Origin of the sequence: Leptolyngbya sp. ST-U4 (genome assembly GCF_039962215.1) — a bacterium.
Taxonomy (GTDB): Bacteria; Cyanobacteriota; Cyanobacteriia; order Elainellales; family Elainellaceae; genus Leptolyngbya_A.
The window spans coordinates 1,039,925-1,056,860 of record NZ_JAMPKZ010000001.1 but is presented as its reverse complement, the minus strand read 5'-3'; the positions used below and the strand labels follow the sequence as shown (position 1 = coordinate 1,056,860).

The 16,936-nt window shown below is 53.4% G+C and carries 15 protein-coding genes; 11 read left to right on the top strand and 4 right to left on the bottom strand.

The features are described from left to right. Nucleotides 1–103 precede the first annotated feature (103 nt). Entirely contained in the window at nt 104–2,251 is a 2,148-nt protein-coding gene (locus tag NDA02_RS04580; protein ID WP_190790246.1) for a polyribonucleotide nucleotidyltransferase, read from the bottom strand. Nucleotides 2,252–2,628: 377 nt separating this feature from the next. Here NDA02_RS04580 and NDA02_RS04575 point away from each other — a divergent pair, with 377 nt between their 5' ends. Next, nucleotides 2,629–3,411, top strand: coding sequence for a hypothetical protein (locus NDA02_RS04575; RefSeq protein ID WP_190790241.1), 783 nt, complete (start codon nt 2,629–2,631; stop codon nt 3,409–3,411). Nucleotides 3,412–3,454: 43 nt separating this feature from the next. On the opposite strand, the gene NDA02_RS04570 is transcribed toward NDA02_RS04575, so the two are convergent. Continuing rightward, complete coding sequence (locus NDA02_RS04570; protein ID WP_190790242.1) at nt 3,455–4,558, bottom strand: ABC transporter ATP-binding protein; 1,104 nt, start codon at nt 4,556–4,558, stop codon at nt 3,455–3,457. A gap of 149 nt (nt 4,559–4,707) precedes the next feature. On the opposite strand from NDA02_RS04570, the gene NDA02_RS04565 reads away from it, so the two are divergent. The 4 genes from NDA02_RS04565 to NDA02_RS04550 all read left to right on the top strand — a co-directional run bounded on the left by NDA02_RS04565 (nt 4,708) and on the right by NDA02_RS04550 (nt 9,744). Then, nucleotides 4,708–6,378 (top strand): ABC transporter permease subunit, encoded by a 1,671-nt coding sequence (locus tag NDA02_RS04565; protein WP_190790247.1) that lies wholly within the window; start codon nt 4,708–4,710, stop codon nt 6,376–6,378. Nucleotides 6,379–6,534: 156 nt separating this feature from the next. Beyond that, nucleotides 6,535–7,026: a pentapeptide repeat-containing protein gene (locus tag NDA02_RS04560; protein WP_190790243.1), complete on the top strand. Its 492-nt coding sequence runs from the start codon at nt 6,535–6,537 to the stop codon at nt 7,024–7,026. Nucleotides 7,027–7,219: 193 nt separating this feature from the next. Next, nucleotides 7,220–8,863, top strand: a complete 1,644-nt coding sequence (locus tag NDA02_RS04555; RefSeq protein ID WP_190790244.1) for a bifunctional pantoate--beta-alanine ligase/(d)CMP kinase — start codon at nt 7,220–7,222, stop codon at nt 8,861–8,863. Nucleotides 8,864–9,054: 191 nt separating this feature from the next. Next, the gene (locus NDA02_RS04550; RefSeq protein WP_348254472.1) at nt 9,055–9,744 is read left to right on the top strand and encodes a GDSL-type esterase/lipase family protein; all 690 of its coding nucleotides are present in this window, start codon (nt 9,055–9,057) and stop codon (nt 9,742–9,744) included. A gap of 89 nt (nt 9,745–9,833) precedes the next feature. Here NDA02_RS04550 and NDA02_RS04545 read toward each other — a convergent pair whose 3' ends face one another. Beyond that, nucleotides 9,834–10,340, bottom strand: a complete 507-nt coding sequence (locus NDA02_RS04545) for a pentapeptide repeat-containing protein (RefSeq protein ID WP_348254470.1) — start codon at nt 10,338–10,340, stop codon at nt 9,834–9,836. Between the two features lie 32 nt (nt 10,341–10,372). Next, nucleotides 10,373–11,812, bottom strand: coding sequence for an LCP family protein (locus NDA02_RS04540; protein ID WP_348254469.1), 1,440 nt, complete (start codon nt 11,810–11,812; stop codon nt 10,373–10,375). A gap of 524 nt (nt 11,813–12,336) precedes the next feature. Here NDA02_RS04540 and NDA02_RS04535 point away from each other — a divergent pair. The 6 genes from NDA02_RS04535 to NDA02_RS04510 all read left to right on the top strand — a co-directional run bounded on the left by NDA02_RS04535 (nt 12,337) and on the right by NDA02_RS04510 (nt 16,782). Beyond that, the gene (locus NDA02_RS04535; protein ID WP_190794687.1) at nt 12,337–13,389 is read left to right on the top strand and encodes a mannose-1-phosphate guanylyltransferase; all 1,053 of its coding nucleotides are present in this window, start codon (nt 12,337–12,339) and stop codon (nt 13,387–13,389) included. A 586-nt stretch (nt 13,390–13,975) separates the two neighbouring features. Further along, nucleotides 13,976–14,386, top strand: coding sequence for a hypothetical protein (locus tag NDA02_RS04530; RefSeq protein WP_190794688.1), 411 nt, complete (start codon nt 13,976–13,978; stop codon nt 14,384–14,386). A 109-nt stretch (nt 14,387–14,495) separates the two neighbouring features. Further along, nucleotides 14,496–15,185, top strand: a complete 690-nt coding sequence (locus NDA02_RS04525; RefSeq protein WP_190794689.1) for a polysaccharide deacetylase family protein — start codon at nt 14,496–14,498, stop codon at nt 15,183–15,185. Between the two features lie 142 nt (nt 15,186–15,327). Next, nucleotides 15,328–16,002, top strand: a complete 675-nt coding sequence (locus NDA02_RS04520; RefSeq protein ID WP_190794692.1) for an HAD family hydrolase — start codon at nt 15,328–15,330, stop codon at nt 16,000–16,002. 20 nt (nt 16,003–16,022) lie between these two features. Next, nucleotides 16,023–16,442, top strand: coding sequence for an alternative ribosome rescue aminoacyl-tRNA hydrolase ArfB (gene arfB, locus NDA02_RS04515; protein WP_190794690.1), 420 nt, complete (start codon nt 16,023–16,025; stop codon nt 16,440–16,442). Nucleotides 16,443–16,656: 214 nt separating this feature from the next. Continuing rightward, nucleotides 16,657–16,782 carry a hypothetical protein gene (locus NDA02_RS04510; RefSeq protein ID WP_277879004.1) on the top strand — a complete coding sequence of 42 codons (126 nt, stop codon included), beginning with the start codon at nt 16,657–16,659 and terminating at the stop codon, nt 16,780–16,782. Nucleotides 16,783–16,936 lie beyond the last annotated feature (154 nt).

The following is a 16,936-nucleotide window of genomic DNA, read 5'->3' as shown; positions in this document are numbered from 1 at the left end:
GTATTCACAAATGGTTCCATAAAGAGAAAAGGACGGGCGATCGACCCATCCTCTTCTCTACTGAGCTTTAACTAATGAGCTTTAACCAACCGCTTAAAGCAAACTACTTCGCTGAAGTTTCCCGTGCGGCGGCTGCCTCATCAGGGTGGATGCCCAAACGAGTCAGGTTGACCCGTCCCCGGTTGTCAATTTCGCGGATTTTGATGATCACTTCATCGCCGACTGTCACTTCGTCTTCGACTTTGCCGACGCGATAGTCTGCAAGCTGAGAGATGTGGATCATGCCTTCTTTGCCGGGAAGAAATTCGACGAATGCGCCGATCGGGATAATTCGCGTCACTTTGCCGACATAAACATCGCCTGCGCTCAGCTTGCGCGTCATGCCTTCGATGATGGCACGCGCCTGTTTTGCCTTATCGCGATCGACGGCAGAAATGGTGACGGTTCCATCGTCCTGGATATCGATCTTGGCTCCGGTTTGCTCGGTGATGCCCTTGATCGTCTTGCCGCCCGGACCAATGATCATCCCAATAAATTCGGAGTCAATCTTGATCGTAAGCAGGCGCGGCGCAAAGGGCGACAGTTCGGTACGGGGCTGGTCGATCGCCTCCAACATTTTGTTCAGAATGTGCAGACGCGCTGAGCGAGCCTGACCGATCGACTGAGCGACCACCTCGATCGGCAGTCCAGTAATCTTCATGTCCATTTGCAGGGCAGTAATGCCGTCGTCAGTTCCGGCAACTTTGAAGTCCATATCGCCGAGGAAGTCTTCAATGCCCTGAATGTCGGTGAGGATGCGAACTTCTTCGCCTTCCTTGATCAGACCCATTGCGGCACCACTCACGGGTTTAACGATCGGCACACCCGCATCCATTAGTGCCAGCGTTGAGCCACAGACCGACCCCATCGAAGTCGAACCGTTCGAAGACAGCACCTCAGACACCACCCGAACCACATAGGGAAACTTGTCTTTTGGCGGAAGCACGGGAATAATTGCCCGTTCTGCCAGTGCGCCATGTCCAATTTCCCGTCGTCCTGGAGAGCGCATTGGCTTGGTTTCACCCACCGAGTAAGGCGGGAAGTTGTAGTGGTGCATATACCGCTTTTCTTCGTCGGGATGCAGGTCGTCCATCTCCTGCTCTTCTCCCGGCGTTCCCAGCGTCACGACCGACAGCACCTGCGTTAAGCCGCGCTGAAACAGGGCACTGCCATGGACTCGCTCAGGCAGCAAATGGGTACGGCAGCTAATGGGACGGACTTCATCGAGTTTGCGACCGTCTACGCGCACATTGTCTTCGACGATCTGGCGGCGCATCAGCTTTTTCGTAATGTCCTTAAAGGTGTTGCCGATCGCCTTGCCGTCTGCCATTGCTGCCACCCGCACCGGATCGTCTTCGGGCAGGGCTTCAATCTCAGTTACGAGCGACGCTTTCACCGCATCCAGCTCAGTATCCCGATCGGTTTTGGTGAGTTCAAACTGCGAGAGAATTTGCTTGACCGGGTCTTTTGCCCGTTCAGTAATGAAATTCTCCAGTGTTGTGTCTACTTCCGGCGGCGTTATCAGGGCAGGTTCGATGCCCAACTCTGCCATCAGGTCGCGCTGTGCCTGAATCAGGTCGCGAATCACCTCATAGCCAAAATCGATCGCCTCGATCACATCCTGTTCGGGCAACTGATTGGCTCCCGCTTCCACCATGATCACGCCGTCAGGAGAGCCTGCCACCACCAGATCCAGATCGCCGCGCTCGATCTCGTCATAGGTGGGGTTAATGATAAAATCATCACCGACCAAGCCAACTCGTACTGCTGCCATCGGACCATTAAACGGAATGCCTGCCAGCAGCGTGGCGATCGAGGCTCCGGTGACTGCCAGCACATCCGGCGGCACTCGCTCATCTAGAGACATCGTGGTAGCGACAATCTGAATATCATCGCGCAGCCAGCCCGGAAACAAAGGACGCATCGGGCGATCGATCAAGCGACTAATTAGGGTGGCTCGCTCAGGAGGACGACCCTCTCGTCGCAAAAACCCGCCGGGAATGCGCCCGGCTGCATAAAGCCGCTCTTCGTAATCCACAATCAGCGGCAAAAAATCGATTCCTTCTCTTCCCGCAGCCCGCGTTGCTGCAACAAAAACGGCTGTATCTTCTAACTGAATTAATACCGAACCGCCTGCCTGCGGAGCTAGCAGACCTACTTTGAGTCGAATATCCCTACCATCGATGGATATTGACTTATCTACTTCTTTCAACATGAAGCGTTTTTCCTTCTTGGTGTCCTCATTTCTTCTTCTTGAAGAAATCCTAGCACTGATATCCTTGTACTGACCGATGTCCTGACTGACAAGCCAGTTCTCCTACCATTATTGTCGCTTGAATGTACAGCAACTTTAAATAATTTTTAATTTATTTCTAATCTTTTGACTTTTTTTGACTCTCTTGATGCCACTGATGCCGCAGGCGCGATCGGGCAGAAAACTTGTGAACGGTGCAGCCTTCCCTGAAGCCGGTAAAAGAATCTAAACTCAGTTAAGAATGATTTGCAATTAAAGACCTGACAGGGTTTAATCGGTCTAGGTCAGATTGCGGTCTTTGTTGCTGTCTAGGATTGAGTTATCGCGGAAGAGCTGTGCGTTTAAACCTGCTAAAAACTGTGCCCGTTGGAACGATCGCCCTGGTTCTATCGATCGGGCTACATGGCCTGCTGTTGGGCTTGCCTCTGCCGGAGCGAGATGTTGTTTCCGAACAAACAGAGCCTGAAGCATCTGAGTCGTTAGAGCCGATCGCAATTCGCGCTGCCGTTTTGCCCGTTGCTGCACCGAAGCCGACCATTTCTCCCACACCGCAATCGGCACCGAAGGCAACCCCGAAGCCTGCACCGCAAGCGGTTGCTCCGCAGTTCCCCGCAGGGGTAATCGTCCGTCCTGTGCCTCAGGCTGCTCCTGTTCCTGCGATCGTGCCTTCACCCTCTCCGGTTCCCAGTCCTGCTGCAACTCCCATTGTTGTCAGCCCTTCCCCGACGCCCAGCCCGACTCCTTCCCCCGAACTTTCTCCTAGTCCTACGCCCAGCCCCGATGCGTTTACCGCCAATTTTCCCCACTTTGAAAATGCCCAGGCGGGCTGTTTCGGCTTAGAAACCTGTCGTCAAATCGAAGGCGAAGTCAGTTTCCGGGAGGTCGGACGCACAATGATGGCACAGCTTGAAGCAAAGGGCTACACGGTGCGCCTGAGAGACGATCTAGCAGATGATACCGGGCGGAAGGTGTATGAAGTTTCAAAAGATGATGAAACCCAGTATCTTAGCGTTCTTTCTGGTCTGGACCTGGGACGAACGGTGTATGTGCTGGCTGCGGAGCCGATGACGATCGAGGATTTACAGACTGGGAATGTTGGTGGAGCGCCGGAAGGGTAGGGAATTTTTTGTTTGGAGGGGCTGTTTGAGGGGTGGCAAAGCCTCAGGGTTTTGCAGGGGCGATCGCAAACCCACACAGCAGACCTGGAATTACTTCAGCCTTTACCGCAGACCCAATCGCGAAAGGTGCATCGGCAGCCGTGCGAACGATCAGCGTCTCTCCTGACACCGTTTGCAGTGAGTAGCGGTATTCCCGACCGAGAAACTGCCGATCGCGAATAATCCAGTCTCCCTGGGGGTGCAGCTGAATTTGCACATCTTCCTGGCGAATCATCAGGGCAGCTCGATCGATCGCTGTGATATCACTGGAATCCGCAGAAATGGTTTGAGTGAGGGGAATCAAGCCGATCGCCGTTTGCCAAACCTGTCCCTGACGCTGGGCGGTGAGAAAATTTGCCTGGGTGACAAACTCTGCAACAAAACGAGACGTGGGTTCGCGATACAGTTCTTCCGGTGTGCCGATTTGCTCCAGGTGTCCCTGCCGCATCACAGCAACGCGATCGGCGATCGAGAGGGCTTCTTCCTGATCGTGCGTGACAAAAATTGCGGTCGTGCCTGCCGTTTTGAGAATGTCGCGGAGTTCCTGCCGCAGCCGCAGCCGCACCTGAATATCTAAGTTGCTCAACGGCTCATCGAGCAAAACTAGCGACGGATAGGGAGCCAGTGCCCGCGCCAGAGCGACTCGCTGCTGCTGACCGCCCGAAAGCTGATGGGGAAATCGCTGCTCCATGCCCTCTAGCCCAACTAAGGCGATCGACTCTTTGACGCGCTGCTGCACCAGTTCGGTGGGTTTGGCGTGGTTTTGCAGCCCGAAGGCGACATTTTGCTGCACGGTCAGGTGAGGAAACAGAGCGTAGTCCTGAAACACCATGCCAACGCTGCGCTTTTCTGGGGGTAGCCATTTGCCGGCACCTGCAACGGTTTGATTCGCAATCTCGATCGTCCCGCTTTGGGGCGTTTCAAATCCGGCAATCAGCCTGAGCAAAGTCGTTTTGCCGCAGCCAGATGGACCCAGCAGTGCCAGCAGTTCCCCGGTGGGCAGGCTCAGGCTCACTGACGACACCGCAGGCGGTACATTAAGGGCAAACTGACGGCTGACGCGATCGAGCTGCAAAACAGAAGCTGGAGAAACCGAGGCTGGAATCATAGATAAAACGGCAGAGCGAAGCGACAAATCGTAAACTAGGCGTTTGCGGAAACAGCACTAGCTTTTATAGTTTAAAGGGTCAATGCAAGTAATTCTCATTAAGACATTAAGAGTCGATTGTTGTGACGGTTTCTCCTGAGTCTTCTTTCATTTCCTCCTCTACGCTGCGAAGTTTTGCCCGCTTCTGGAACGGCTGGACGATCGCGGTTTGCCTGATTGCACTGCTGATTGCCACGCCGATTCTGGTGGTGCTGAGCAGTGTGTTTGTCGATGCGCGTCAGGTCTGGCAGCATCTTGCGGAGACCGTGCTGGTAAGCTACCTCATGAATTCCCTCTGGCTGATGCTGGGTGTGGGGGCGGGGGTGCTGGCGATCGGGGTGAGTACAGCGTGGTGTGTAACGATGTGCCGCTTTCCCGGAAGCCGATCGCTGGAATGGCTACTGCTGTTGCCGCTGGCGGTTCCGGCGTATCTGATGGCGTATGTTTATACAGAACTGCTGGAATTTTACGGTCCGGTGCAGATGACTCTGCGCGGCTTGTTTGGCTGGACTGAAGTAGGGGATTACTGGTTTCCGCCCATTCGCTCGGTGGGTGGCGCGATCGTCCTCTTCAGTCTGGTGCTGTATCCCTACGTTTATCTGCTGGCGCGGGTGGCGTTTCTGGAACAGTCGGTTTGCACGCTGGAAGCCAGTCGGTTGCTTGGCTGTTCCCCCTGGCGCAGTTTTTGGAAGGTCGCTTTGCCCCTGGCGCGTCCGGCGATCGTCGCAGGCTTAGCTCTGGCTTTGATGGAAACCCTGAGTGATTTTGGCGCAGTACAGTATTTCGGCGTCAATACCTTTACGGTGGGCATTTACCGCACCTGGTTTGGCATGGGCGAACGAATTGCGGCTTCCCAGCTTTCGGCTCTGCTGCTGGGGGTGGTGCTGCTGCTGCTGATTTTAGAGCAACTGTCGCGCCGCCAAACGCGCTATTACCAGACTTCTAGCCGCTATCAGCGATCGTCCCCTTTCGTTTTGCAGGGCTGGCGATCGATACTTGCGCTGACGATTTGTGGGCTTCCGGTGTTATTGGGCTTTCTGCTGCCTGCGATCGTGCTGCTGCAAATGGCGTTGAGCAACGTCACGAAGAATTTCAGCGATCGGTTCTGGCAGTTGGCGAGTCACAGTTTTCTCGCGTCGATGATTACGGCGGCGATTGGGGTAGTGCTGGCGTTGATTCTGGCGTATGGGCTGCGGCTGCGTCCGAGTTGGGGCATGAATTTGGCAGTGCGAACGGCGGCGATCGGCTATGCGGTTCCGGGCACGGTGATTGCAGTCGGGGTGCTGATTCCACTCGGTCAGTTTGATAACCGGATCGATGCCTGGATGCAAGCCACCTTTGGCATCTCGACTGGGCTACTGCTGAGTGGGACGATCGCCGCGCTGGTGTTTGCCTATTTGGTGCGGTTTCTCACCGTTGCCTTTAATTCCGTCGAGTCTAACCTGGGCCGAATTAAGCCGAATCTCGATGAAGCCAGTCGATCGCTTGGCTACAGCCCCACCCAAACCCTGCTGAAAATCCACGCCCCTTTGATGGGAAGCGGATTGCTTACCGCCGCACTGCTGGTGTTTGTAGACGTGATGAAAGAACTCCCCGCTACGCTGATTGTGCGTCCCTTTAACTTTGATACGCTCGCTGTGGAGGTGTACAAGCTTGCTTCCGATGAACGACTGGCAGAAGCGGCTGCTCCGGCTCTAGCGATCGTGCTGGTGGGGGTGATTCCGGTGGTGCTGCTGAGTTGGCAGGTGGGGAAAGGGGTGGATAGGGGGATGAGTGGATGAGGAGGTGAGGAGATAGGGGAATGGGGAGATAGGGAGATAAGGGATTTAGGGGCAATGCAGCACCTTCGATACTTCCCAAGCAATTTTTCGGTACTTCCCAAACAATTTTAAGGATGTTCCTGTGTCGTGAAGTTTTCAAAAGTTGAATTAGCTGATATGAAACGTAATTTTCGATTCTTTCCTTTCTCGATCGCTCTCCTGCTTCTGCTTGCAAGCTGTGCTAAACCTTCTCCGCAAGAGCAGCTCAGGAGCGAGAAAAAATGTGCAAAATGCGATCTGCAAAATATCGATTTGACTCAGGCAGACCTGAAAAAAGCCCAGCTCAACGGCGCAAACCTTAGCAGTGCCAATCTCAGCCAAGCAGATCTGAGCGGAGCATTTCTCGATAGCGGCAATCTCAGTAGCGCAAACCTGCAAGGCGCAAATCTGAGCAGTGCTGGACTTTCCGCTGCCAACTTCAGCAACGCTAATCTGCAAGGTGCAAACCTGCAAGGAGCCTATCTCCGAAACGCTGACCTCACCAACGCAAACCTTACAGGCGCAAACCTGCAAAACGCCGACCTCAGCGAAGCCAAACTCGACCAGGCAAAACTAGAAGGTGCAAACCTTACCGGAGCCATCCTACCTGACGGCATGGTCAAACCCTAACGTCCCAACCGTTTCCCTCCCTCGATTCCCCCAACTCCCTCGGCTCCCTTTACAAACACCCTTTACAAATAATCCCACTCCACCCCTTCATCCCCCCATTCCCCTACTTCCCCATCTACTTCCCCGCCCAAGCGGTTCCTGCCCGTAATTTTGTACACTACAAGGCGGAGACTTTCGCGGGGAGAATCGATCGGTGCGCCTGTTCACCACCATCGCCGGATTACGCTGCTATCTAGAAGCACAGCGATTACCCCTTCAGGGAACTGCGAAGCAATCGACGCTGCTCCCGCAGAATGGAGTCGATCGTCCGGGTCATTCCTTAACTTTCGGACTCGTACCGACAATGGGCGCACTTCATGCTGGGCACCTGAGCCTGATTCGCCAGGCAAGGCAGGAAAACGATCGCGTTGTGGTCAGCATTTTTGTGAATCCGCTTCAGTTTGGTCCAAACGAGGACTTTCAGCGATATCCCCGAACGCTGGAGCAGGATGGGCGACTTTGCCAGGAAGCGGGTGTGGACGTGATTTTTGCGCCCTCCGCCAGCGAGCTGTACGGAACTTCATTTCCACCGATTGCCAGTGCGGTGACGCAGGTGATTCCCCCAGCGGTAATGATGACAGGGCTGTGTGGGGCATCGCGTCCGGGTCATTTTCAGGGGGTGGCAACAGTGGTGACGAAACTGTTAAATATTGTGCAGCCCGATCGCGCCTATTTCGGGCAGAAAGACGCGCAGCAGGTCGCCATTATTCGCCGCATTCGAGAAGACTTAAACCTGCCTGTGGAGATCGTCGCCTGTCCGATCGTGCGCGAAGCGGATGGGCTTGCCCTAAGTTCCCGAAATCGGTATCTTTCTCCAGAGGAACGATCGCAAGCCAGTATTTTGTATCGAAGTTTGCAAAAAGCAGAGCAGGTTTTTGAAGAAGGCAGGCAGTTGCGTGAAGATTTGATCCGGGCAGTGCAGGCACACCTCTCCATCGTTCCCTCCGTTCAGCCAGAATATATTGAACTCGTTCACCCCGACACCATGAAACCTTTAGAGCAAGTTGAAGACACCGCCCTCCTCGCCATTGCTGCCCGGCTTGGCTCGACTCGCCTGATTGATAATGTGCTGCTGCGAAACCGTCAGCCGATCGTCGCTCTTGATGGACCCGCCGGAGCCGGAAAATCCACCGTGGCGCGTCTTGTGGCACAGCAATTGAACTTGCTCTACCTTGATACCGGGGCAATGTATCGTGCTGTAACCTGGTCAGTGCTGCGATCGGATATTGCGATCGACGATGAACCTGCGATCGCGGAACTGGTGAGCCAGTCTGAAATCCAGCTTGAACAGGCAGTTCCTCAGGGTTCAGCCAATGCCCCCTATGCCCTGCGGGTCTGGTTTAACAGCGAAGAAGTGACCCAGGCAATCCGTACTCTGGAAGTCACTGCTCAGGTTTCTGCCATTGCTGCTCTGCCCACTGTCCGCCACGAACTGGTCAAGCGTCAGCAGGCTTATGGACGACGGGGCGGCATTGTGATGGACGGCCGCGACATTGGCACTTATGTTTTCCCCGATGCCGAACTGAAGATTTTCCTCACCGCTTCAGTTCAGGAACGGGCACGCCGCCGCCTCGAAGACCTGAAGCGACAAGGACAGCCCCTCGTTAGCCTGCCGGAACTGGAACACGCTATCGCCGATCGCGATCGAAAAGACAGTACCCGCAAGCTTGCCCCCTTGCGAAAAGCCGTTGATGCGATCGAGATCAACACCGACCATCTGACAGTGGCTGAGGTGACTGCCCGGATTGTCAGCCTGTATCAGGAAAAGTGTCTAAGATACCCCGAAGTTGTGAGCTAACTTCCAGAATAGGGAGTCAGGCGATCGATACAGAAAAGTTATCGATCGCAATCCAACTTACAGCAACGGGGTTAAAATTCATGAAGTGTTATAAACAACACGCAACTTGCTGAAGTGTTCGGGTCGTCCTACCCGGTTCTGTTTAGCGGTTAGCCCCTCTGCCCGTTTCACCCCCCTGTTTCAATCCCAAGATGCAAACAGTCATTCGCCCTGCGGTTCAGATTGTCAGCCCTACTCTGCGGATTGTTGCGCTGGGTGACAGCGTGATTTACGGCTTTGGTGACCCGGAAGGCGGGGGCTGGGTCGAGCGATTGCGGCGACAGTGGATGTCTCCTGAAGGACCTGATCACGCACTTTATAATCTCGGCGTTCGAGGGGACGGAGTGCGGCAGGTGTCCCAGCGTCTCGAATCCGAGTTTCGGCAGCGTGGTGAACTACGACATCGCCTCCCCGACGGCATTATTCTCTCAGTCGGCACAAACGACTCCTCGCGAGTGCAGCGGTTAACCGGAAAAAACCTGACCGATTTCGAGCAGTTTCAGACTGAGCTTGCAGTTCTGCTCGATTGCGCCAATCCACTCTGTCCGGTCTTTTTTATCGGCATGACTCCCGTAGACGAAGCGCAAATGCCCTTTGCCAACTGCCTTTATTACAACCACGCCGACCAGCACCGCTACAAAGAAGCGACTCGCCTCGCCTGCCTGGAACGAGAGATTCCCTATCTGGATATCTTTGATTGCTGGATCAATCGGGGAGAAGCCTGGTGGAAGTCGCGCCTTTGCTCTGACGGTCTGCATCCGAACAGCGAAGGCTACCGATCAATTCTGGAGGATGTCCTAGCCTGGGAGCCGTTGATGCGCTGGCTAAAAGGTTCAGCTTAAAAGATGGTTCTTCTCAGAGTCCCCTAGCACTGGGAAATTTCTGGGGCGATGGAGCACTGAGAACACGCCTCAAACCACCCCTAACCTTCCTAAGGACAGCCCAAACTGTCTCGTGTTGAAACCCCAGTCACCGGGTTCACGCCGTCTGCTCGCTTGCAGAGTTCTGAGATTTCAAAGCGATCGAGAATCGCATCGGTAAAATCCGCCCCGGTCACTGTCACATTCTGAAAGCTAGTGCGGGTTGCCGTTACGCCAATCAGCAGCGCATTGGTTAAATCTGCCCCCACCAGGAAGACGCGATCGAGCAGTGCTCCAGTCAGGTTAGCTTCCCGCAGGTTAGCATCGAGCAGCACCCCCTTGGTTAAAATTGCGTCTGAAAGGTCGGCGCCCTCAAAGTTCGCTGCGCGCATCTCGGCGGAGACAAACGCTTTGCCGTGAAAATCGGCGCGGGCAAAGTTCTCCTGGTTGAGATTGGCGTTGTTGTAGTTCACTGTATCGGTAAGGGCAATTGCCGGAGTCGCGTTCAGCAGCACCCACAGACAAGCGAGTCCTACAACCAGCACCAGACTCAGTAAACATTGCAGCAGTTTTTTCATATCTTTTTGCTCCTATCGCGACCCAACCATTCCTAAATGCCTGATCGCTTTGCCCAATCGTCGCCCACCCGAATCGTGAGATCCGATTGCAGGTCACCCGTTGATGCAGCCACTACCTGACCCGTCCCCATCACGGTTTCCAGGTCTGAGGCACTGCGAAGGTCGCCGCGCTGAGCAATAATCTGGGTCTGCTCTAGGCGATCGGGCCAGTCTTCGACCACATAAACCTGATTAAAGCCCTTGGACTGAAGATAGGCGGCAACTTTGCTGCCCAGATTAGAATCACTAGAGGCATTTTGAATGGCAATTCGCAGATCGGCGCGATCGGTCTGGGGATTGGTGACCGTGTATGCGCCCACGTTAAAGTATTCCTGCATCACCTGGTCTCGTCCAGCAGCATCCATTAGCCAGTAGCTTGCAGCGTACTCGTCTGGCGTACTAAAGCGACCTGGCAACATTACCATGTGCAGATTTTCCTGCTCCAGGTTCAGCCCCGTTGAGGCAAGTGCCATCATCTCTTCCAGCGAAAGGTTGGTGTCGATGTATTTCTGGAAAAGCTGGACGATTTGCGGGATGCGAGTGACCAACGTGGGATTGGTCAGCCGTTCTCGCAGGGCACGAATGAGCTGCTGCTGTCGCTGCACTCGCCCAATGTCGCCATTGCTATCTTGACGGAATCGGGCAAAGCCTTCTGCCTGGCTGCCGTTCAGGGTTTGCCACCCCGGTTGCAGATCGATCTTGAGCTTTTGAGTGTCATCTTTATATTCCATTCGCTCCGGCACAAAGACGCGAACGCCGCCCAGCAGATCGACCAGTTCTCGAAACGCGCCCGTACTCACGCGCACATAGCGATCGATCGTCACCCCGTTGAGCGTACTGCTGACCACCTTTGCCGCCGTTTCTGGACCACCCAGCGCATTCGCATAGTTAATTTTCTCCGTGCCCTCGCCCGGAATATAAGCCTGGGTATCTCTAGGAATTGAGAGCAGATTGACGGTGTTTTGCGCGGGATCAATTCGCACCAGCAGCATCGTATCGCTGCGCCCGGCAAAGACATTGCTGGAGGAGCGATTGTCGGGTAGATCGAGCGGCAAATCAATTCCCATTACCAGAATATTGACTGGCTGCGTGATCTGGTAGCGCAAGGCTGATTTCCAGGGGGAGTCTGTCGTTTTTTCCGGGGCAGGCGCAACGCTCGGGCTCAGGGGAACGGTGAACGCTGCCATTGCCCCGATCGCCGCTGAAGTCACTGCGGTTAGACCCAAAAGTGCTCCCCGTCTCAGGTGCCGCCAAAAAGGCGATCGTTGGCTCAGCTCGGCGGGCGGCTGGGCATCCTCAGCAGAGAGAGTGGGTCGGGCTTGTGCCTGACTGTGTTCCTGGAAAGTGTCCACCGCTGGGGGCTTTGCCTCAAGGGTGTTTGCTTCGCTTGTCCGCTGTAATACCTGTTCCGGCTTGCTTACTCCATCACCCATGTCAGTTTGATACCTGTAGGTTTTTGACACTCGACTGCTTTGACCCTTAACTCCAACGCCACCTGGTAAATCGCTGTTTAAAGAATGGCTAAACTACTCATTTCAGACTGTTCATTTCAAACCGCTCACTTCAGGAACGATGAACAGATACAAGAGAGACAATCAAATAGAATCACTGCCTCAGCTCTCAATTCCAGAAACTTACTCGAATTTGGCAAGATAAATTTGCATGTTGCTTCGTGTTCTGGTTGCTTCGTGTTCTGATTGATTCACGTTTTGAATGATGCTTTGATTCTGAACTATGTATTTTTATTACTAATCGAGCAGATTATACCCTGAAGCCAGATCGATCGCCTTCCTTCATCAGCGGCAAGCCGAGCCATCTTTCAGGATTTCTGAGTCTATCTACAGAGGGAAAATCAGCGATCGATGAAGATGCGATAAAGCGATCGGCAAGAGAATTCGCCTCGTTGAGCAATCCTTGATAGGATGGGGCGAAACCTCAAAGCGTTGGTCGGACTGTCATGATTCCCGTAATTTTGGCTGGCGGAAAAGGAGAGCGATTCTGGCCCCTGAGCCGCAAAGCGCGTCCCAAGCAGTTCTTGAGCCTGGACGGAAGCGGCAAAAGTCTCCTGCAAACCACTGCCGATCGCCTTCTGGATCTGGCTAACGGCTGGGAAGGATTATGGGTCATCACTGCAGCCCATCTCGCAGACGGCGTTAGGGAACAATTGCCCGACCTGCCCGCTGAAAACCTGCTGGCAGAAGTCGAAGGGCGCGATACGGCTCCTGCGGTTGCCTGGGCAACGCTCGAAATTGCCAAACGCTATGGCGAACAGGAAACGATCGGCTTTTTCCCGGCAGACCACTGGATTGGTAACCAGGACACTTTTTATCAAACGCTGGCAGCCGCAGAAGAACTGGCAACCACTCATCAGGCGATCGCTACCCTCGGCATTACCCCCACCCATCCTTCCACCGGATACGGCTACATCGAGCAGGGTGAAAAAGTCGGGCTATTTCAGAACTGTCCTGGCTTCAAGGTGAGCCGCTTTACCGAAAAGCCAAATTTGGCAACAGCAGAATCTTTTCTTGCGACCAGGCGCTATAGCTGGAACGGCGGAATGTTTATTTTTCCGGCAGGCGTAATGCTGGCAGAACTGCGAACCCACGCGCCCGAAATGATGAATCTGCTGGAACAGGAAGGCTCAGCGGTCTATCCCAACCTGCCCAAGCTCAGCATTGACTATGCTGTGATGGAAAAAACCGATCGTGCTTATGTGCTTCCAGTCACTTTTGAGTGGGATGACCTGGGCGACTGGAACGCGATCGATCGGCTGCTGCACCAGACTGATCAGCCCAATGTAGAGCTGGCGCGACACGTTGGTTTGGATACTAGCGATACTCTGCTTTATGCCAGCAATCCAGAGGATCTGATTGTGACGATCGGCTTAGAAGATCTGGTTATTGTGCGAGAAGGCAAAGTAACGCTGATCGCCCGCAAAGACCGAACTCAGGATATTAAGCAGGTCTTGAAAAAGGTCCAGGAACAGTCTGATCTGTCAGACTTACTGTAATCCTCCTTGAAGCCGTAATTCCCCTTGAAGCCGTAATCCCCCTTAGAATCGGAGCTTGCCTCAAATCCGCACGACCGAACAACAGGGTGAGGTAGCGCACGGAAGGGGCTGGAACCTGTGGCTCGATCGGCTTAGATCTCCTCAACTTCCCTTAGAAAAGGGGACGTTTAGAAGAGGGGACGCTGTATTGCAGGATCGAAAATTCAGGGGCGATGTAAAACATGGATGTAAAACATGAGCAATGCCTCAAACAGACTTTGAGGAAAAAGTTTTAATTAGTTTCTATTCTGAGAGATAGAAATTAACCCCCTTTCCTTATTGATAAACTCTTTTACAAAACTTCGATCTCACTTCCCGATCGATTGATAAGTTTCTATCCTGAATAGCTAAGAAAAACGAAAACTGATTTATCAGAAAGATAGGCGTTAAATCTAATCAGTTCAATGATCTTGGTGACTTTTGGTAGAAAGTGCGGGTTGGGTGGCGAGCTATATTAGCCGAGAGCCACCTGTGCTATTGATATCTGCCAATTTGTCAACAATTTGTTCACACTATGATTGCAATAGAACATGATTGCAACAGAAAAATGATTGCAACAGAAAAGAGCGTAACTCAAAACCACGTCCTGGTTTTAAACCAAGGCTCGGACAATCTTCAGCGACTCGATACCCTCTTGGCTCAGCTCCGATGTCCGGTGGAGTGGACCCATTCCCCGGAGCAGGCAATGTGGAAGGCACAGCAAATTTCTCCCTGTCTTGTGATTCTGGCAGGAAGCCCCTACGATTGGTCACGCCCTATGGTGCATCGATTTCGCACTATGAACGATCAGTGCAGTATGACGATCGTGGGACTAACCGATTCCCATGCTCCAAGCTGGCTGCGTCAGGAAGACAATCCCGGCGTGGATGGGTTTCTCGTCAAGCCGATCGATCAGGATGTGCTGAAATCGCTGGTGCATTCTGCTCGGGTGCGTCAAAACTGGTGTACTGCGTGTTGAGGGTAGTAGGTAAATTGCTAAATTCGTTAGGCTGAATTCGTTAGGATGAAAAGAAGCAAGGCAGTTTCAGTCGTTCTGCCACCAAAATTTGATTCATACCGCTTCAGTTATGCAGTTCGCTCCGCTTTATCCCATCCTGCACAAAGTTTTGTACCCTGCTTTTCCCGCCTGTTTGTGGCAGGGCAGCACCGATTCGCCCTGGATTGCTCTCACGTTTGATGATGGTCCTCACCCACAACATACGCTTCAAGTGCTGGAAGTGCTCGATCGCTATCAGATCAAAGCGAGCTTCTTTTGGCTGGGGCTGCTGGTCGAGCGGTTTCCTGAAGTGGCGCGAACTGTTTGGCAAGCGGGACACGGGGTAGCAATTCACGGCTACGATCATACGATGTTTACCCAAATGAGGCTGCCTCAGCTCAAGCAGTCGCTCGATTGCACTCAGCAAATCATCGGCGAAACTTGTGGGCTTGATCCGAGCGCCACTGCCCAAATTCGCGATGTACGCCCGCCGAATGGAGTGTTCACGCCTAAAATCTTAAGCGCGTTGCAGCAGTGGAACTATCGCCCGGTGATGTGGAGCGTGGTTCCCGAAGATTGGACAAGACCCGGAGTGTCGATCGCTGCTCAGCGAGTTTTAACCCAGAGCCGCAATGGGTCTGTGATTGTGCTGCACGATGGCTATACAGGTGGAGAAGATGCAGCCGCCACTGTGGATTATTTCATTCCGCAACTGCTTGATCGCGGCTATCAGTTTGTGACGATCGATCGGCTCTGGCAGCAGTGTCAGGGGCAGGTTTAAGCTAAAGTATTGCTCTGCAAAGTGACAGAGAGACGATCGCCCGAATCGTTTGATCCTTCTCTACTCCGAAAGAGGTCAAGTCGCAGTCCTTTTGGCAACATCAAATAGTAATGCCTAAAGTGATGCATAAAGGGTGAAGCTGATGCCGTTAGACGGAGTAATTTTGGATGTGGACGGAACGCTGGTGTTAAGCAACGATGCTCATGCTCAAGCTTGGGTTGAGGCGTTTGCGGCTTATGGCTACGAGGTGTCCTTTGATCGAGTGCGTCCGCTGATTGGCATGGGGGGCGATCAGGTTGTGCCACGTTTAGTTCCCGGGCTAGACGCTGAGGAAGGCGTGGGCAAAGAGATCGCCGATCGCCGCAAAGAGCTGATTCTCGACAAGTTTGGCTCCCATTTAACCGCAACGCCCGGAGCGCGAGAACTGGTGCAGCGAATGCAGGCAGCCGATTTGCACCTGATTATTGCCAGCTCTGCCTCCGAGCAGGAAATGGGTGTGTTGCTCAAAGCGGCTTGTGTGGAGGATTTGCTGGACGAGTTCACCACCTCCAGCGATGCGGAAGCCTCGAAGCCTGCCCCGGATATTGTGGAAGTGGCTCTGGAAAAAGCGGATCTCAAAGCCGATCGCGTGATTATGCTAGGCGATACACCCTATGATGTGGAATCGGCGGCGAAGGCAGGCGTGGGCGTGATTGCCTTTCGGACGGGCGGCTTCAGCGATGAGGATCTGTCGGGGGCGATCGCGATTTATGATGATCCGGCAGATTTGCTGCAACACTATGAAGAGTCTCCTTTAGCGCAAGCCGTCGATCGATAGTCTCAACCTATTCGCAAGTCATGCTCCAGATCACCAACAGCGTTAGCATCCCCGAAGACGAGATTGACATGAGTGCGGTTCGCTCCCAGGGCGCGGGCGGGCAAAACGTGAATAAAGTCGCCACTGCGATTCATCTCCGCTTTGATATTGGGGCTTCTTCGCTGCCGGAATCGTACAAGGAACGGCTATTGCAGCTCAGCGATCAGCGCATTACCAAAGATGGTGTGATCGTGATCAAGGCGCAGCAGCACCGCACCCAGGAGCAAAACCGCGAAGAGGCACTCGAACGGCTGCAAGAGCTGATTAAAAGCGCGATCGTCTTGCCAAAACCGCGCAAAGCCAGCAGACCAACGTTTAGCGCAAAACAAAAACGTTTGGAGAGCAAAAGCAAACGATCGCACATCAAGGCACTCCGCGGCAAAGTGGCAGACGATCTATAGCAGGTTTAAACCTTAATTTTTAAGGGAACCCAGGGAAGTCTACGTCTTTATAAAGTTCTAGTTCGCGGCATCTTCATTGAGGATGGCGCTTTTTTCACATCCTCTTCAGAGGGAACGCTGCATAAGCGATTAATATTTACTTTAGGTTCAGTTCTTATACGGGTGTAATTATCGCCCAATTCCTCTCTAGAACTGTGTCCTCAGTATTTTTCCCATGCTGGTTCACGGATTGAATCCTTTGCTGATTTATCCGGTTGACCCGATCGGGAGGAAGTGGTGGCATCTCCCCGGCAGACTGTTTCATATCGGCTGTACTGCGGCTAAAGCATCTATCTACTGAGATTTGCAGTACAGACTTCTCGATCGCCATTTCTGCTGAACTTCAAGCTTCGGATCTCTTTGATCGCGTGTTCCTAATTCGATCGTCTCATCTTAAATGATGGTTTTAAGTGATGGTTGATATCGCTGACTGAGCATCGGGTGTGCATCAGCGC

What these genes read in the sequence shown, in the direction of transcription:
- NDA02_RS04570 (WP_190790242.1), bottom strand. Translation starts at nt 4,558, where the DNA reads ATGATTCCAGCCTCGGTTTCTCCAGCTTCTGTTTTGCAGCTCGATCGC.
- NDA02_RS04560 (WP_190790243.1), top strand. Translation starts at nt 6,535, where the DNA reads ATGAAACGTAATTTTCGATTCTTTCCTTTCTCGATCGCTCTCCTGCTT.
- NDA02_RS04550 (WP_348254472.1), top strand. Translation starts at nt 9,055, where the DNA reads ATGCAAACAGTCATTCGCCCTGCGGTTCAGATTGTCAGCCCTACTCTG.
- NDA02_RS04545 (WP_348254470.1), bottom strand. Translation starts at nt 10,340, where the DNA reads ATGAAAAAACTGCTGCAATGTTTACTGAGTCTGGTGCTGGTTGTAGGA.
- NDA02_RS04540 (WP_348254469.1), bottom strand. Translation starts at nt 11,812, where the DNA reads ATGGGTGATGGAGTAAGCAAGCCGGAACAGGTATTACAGCGGACAAGC.
- NDA02_RS04535 (WP_190794687.1), top strand. Translation starts at nt 12,337, where the DNA reads ATGATTCCCGTAATTTTGGCTGGCGGAAAAGGAGAGCGATTCTGGCCC.
- NDA02_RS04530 (WP_190794688.1), top strand. Translation starts at nt 13,976, where the DNA reads ATGATTGCAACAGAAAAGAGCGTAACTCAAAACCACGTCCTGGTTTTA.
- NDA02_RS04525 (WP_190794689.1), top strand. Translation starts at nt 14,496, where the DNA reads ATGCAGTTCGCTCCGCTTTATCCCATCCTGCACAAAGTTTTGTACCCT.
- NDA02_RS04520 (WP_190794692.1), top strand. Translation starts at nt 15,328, where the DNA reads ATGCCGTTAGACGGAGTAATTTTGGATGTGGACGGAACGCTGGTGTTA.
- arfB (WP_190794690.1), top strand. Translation starts at nt 16,023, where the DNA reads ATGCTCCAGATCACCAACAGCGTTAGCATCCCCGAAGACGAGATTGAC.
- NDA02_RS04510 (WP_277879004.1), top strand. Translation starts at nt 16,657, where the DNA reads ATGCTGGTTCACGGATTGAATCCTTTGCTGATTTATCCGGTTGACCCG.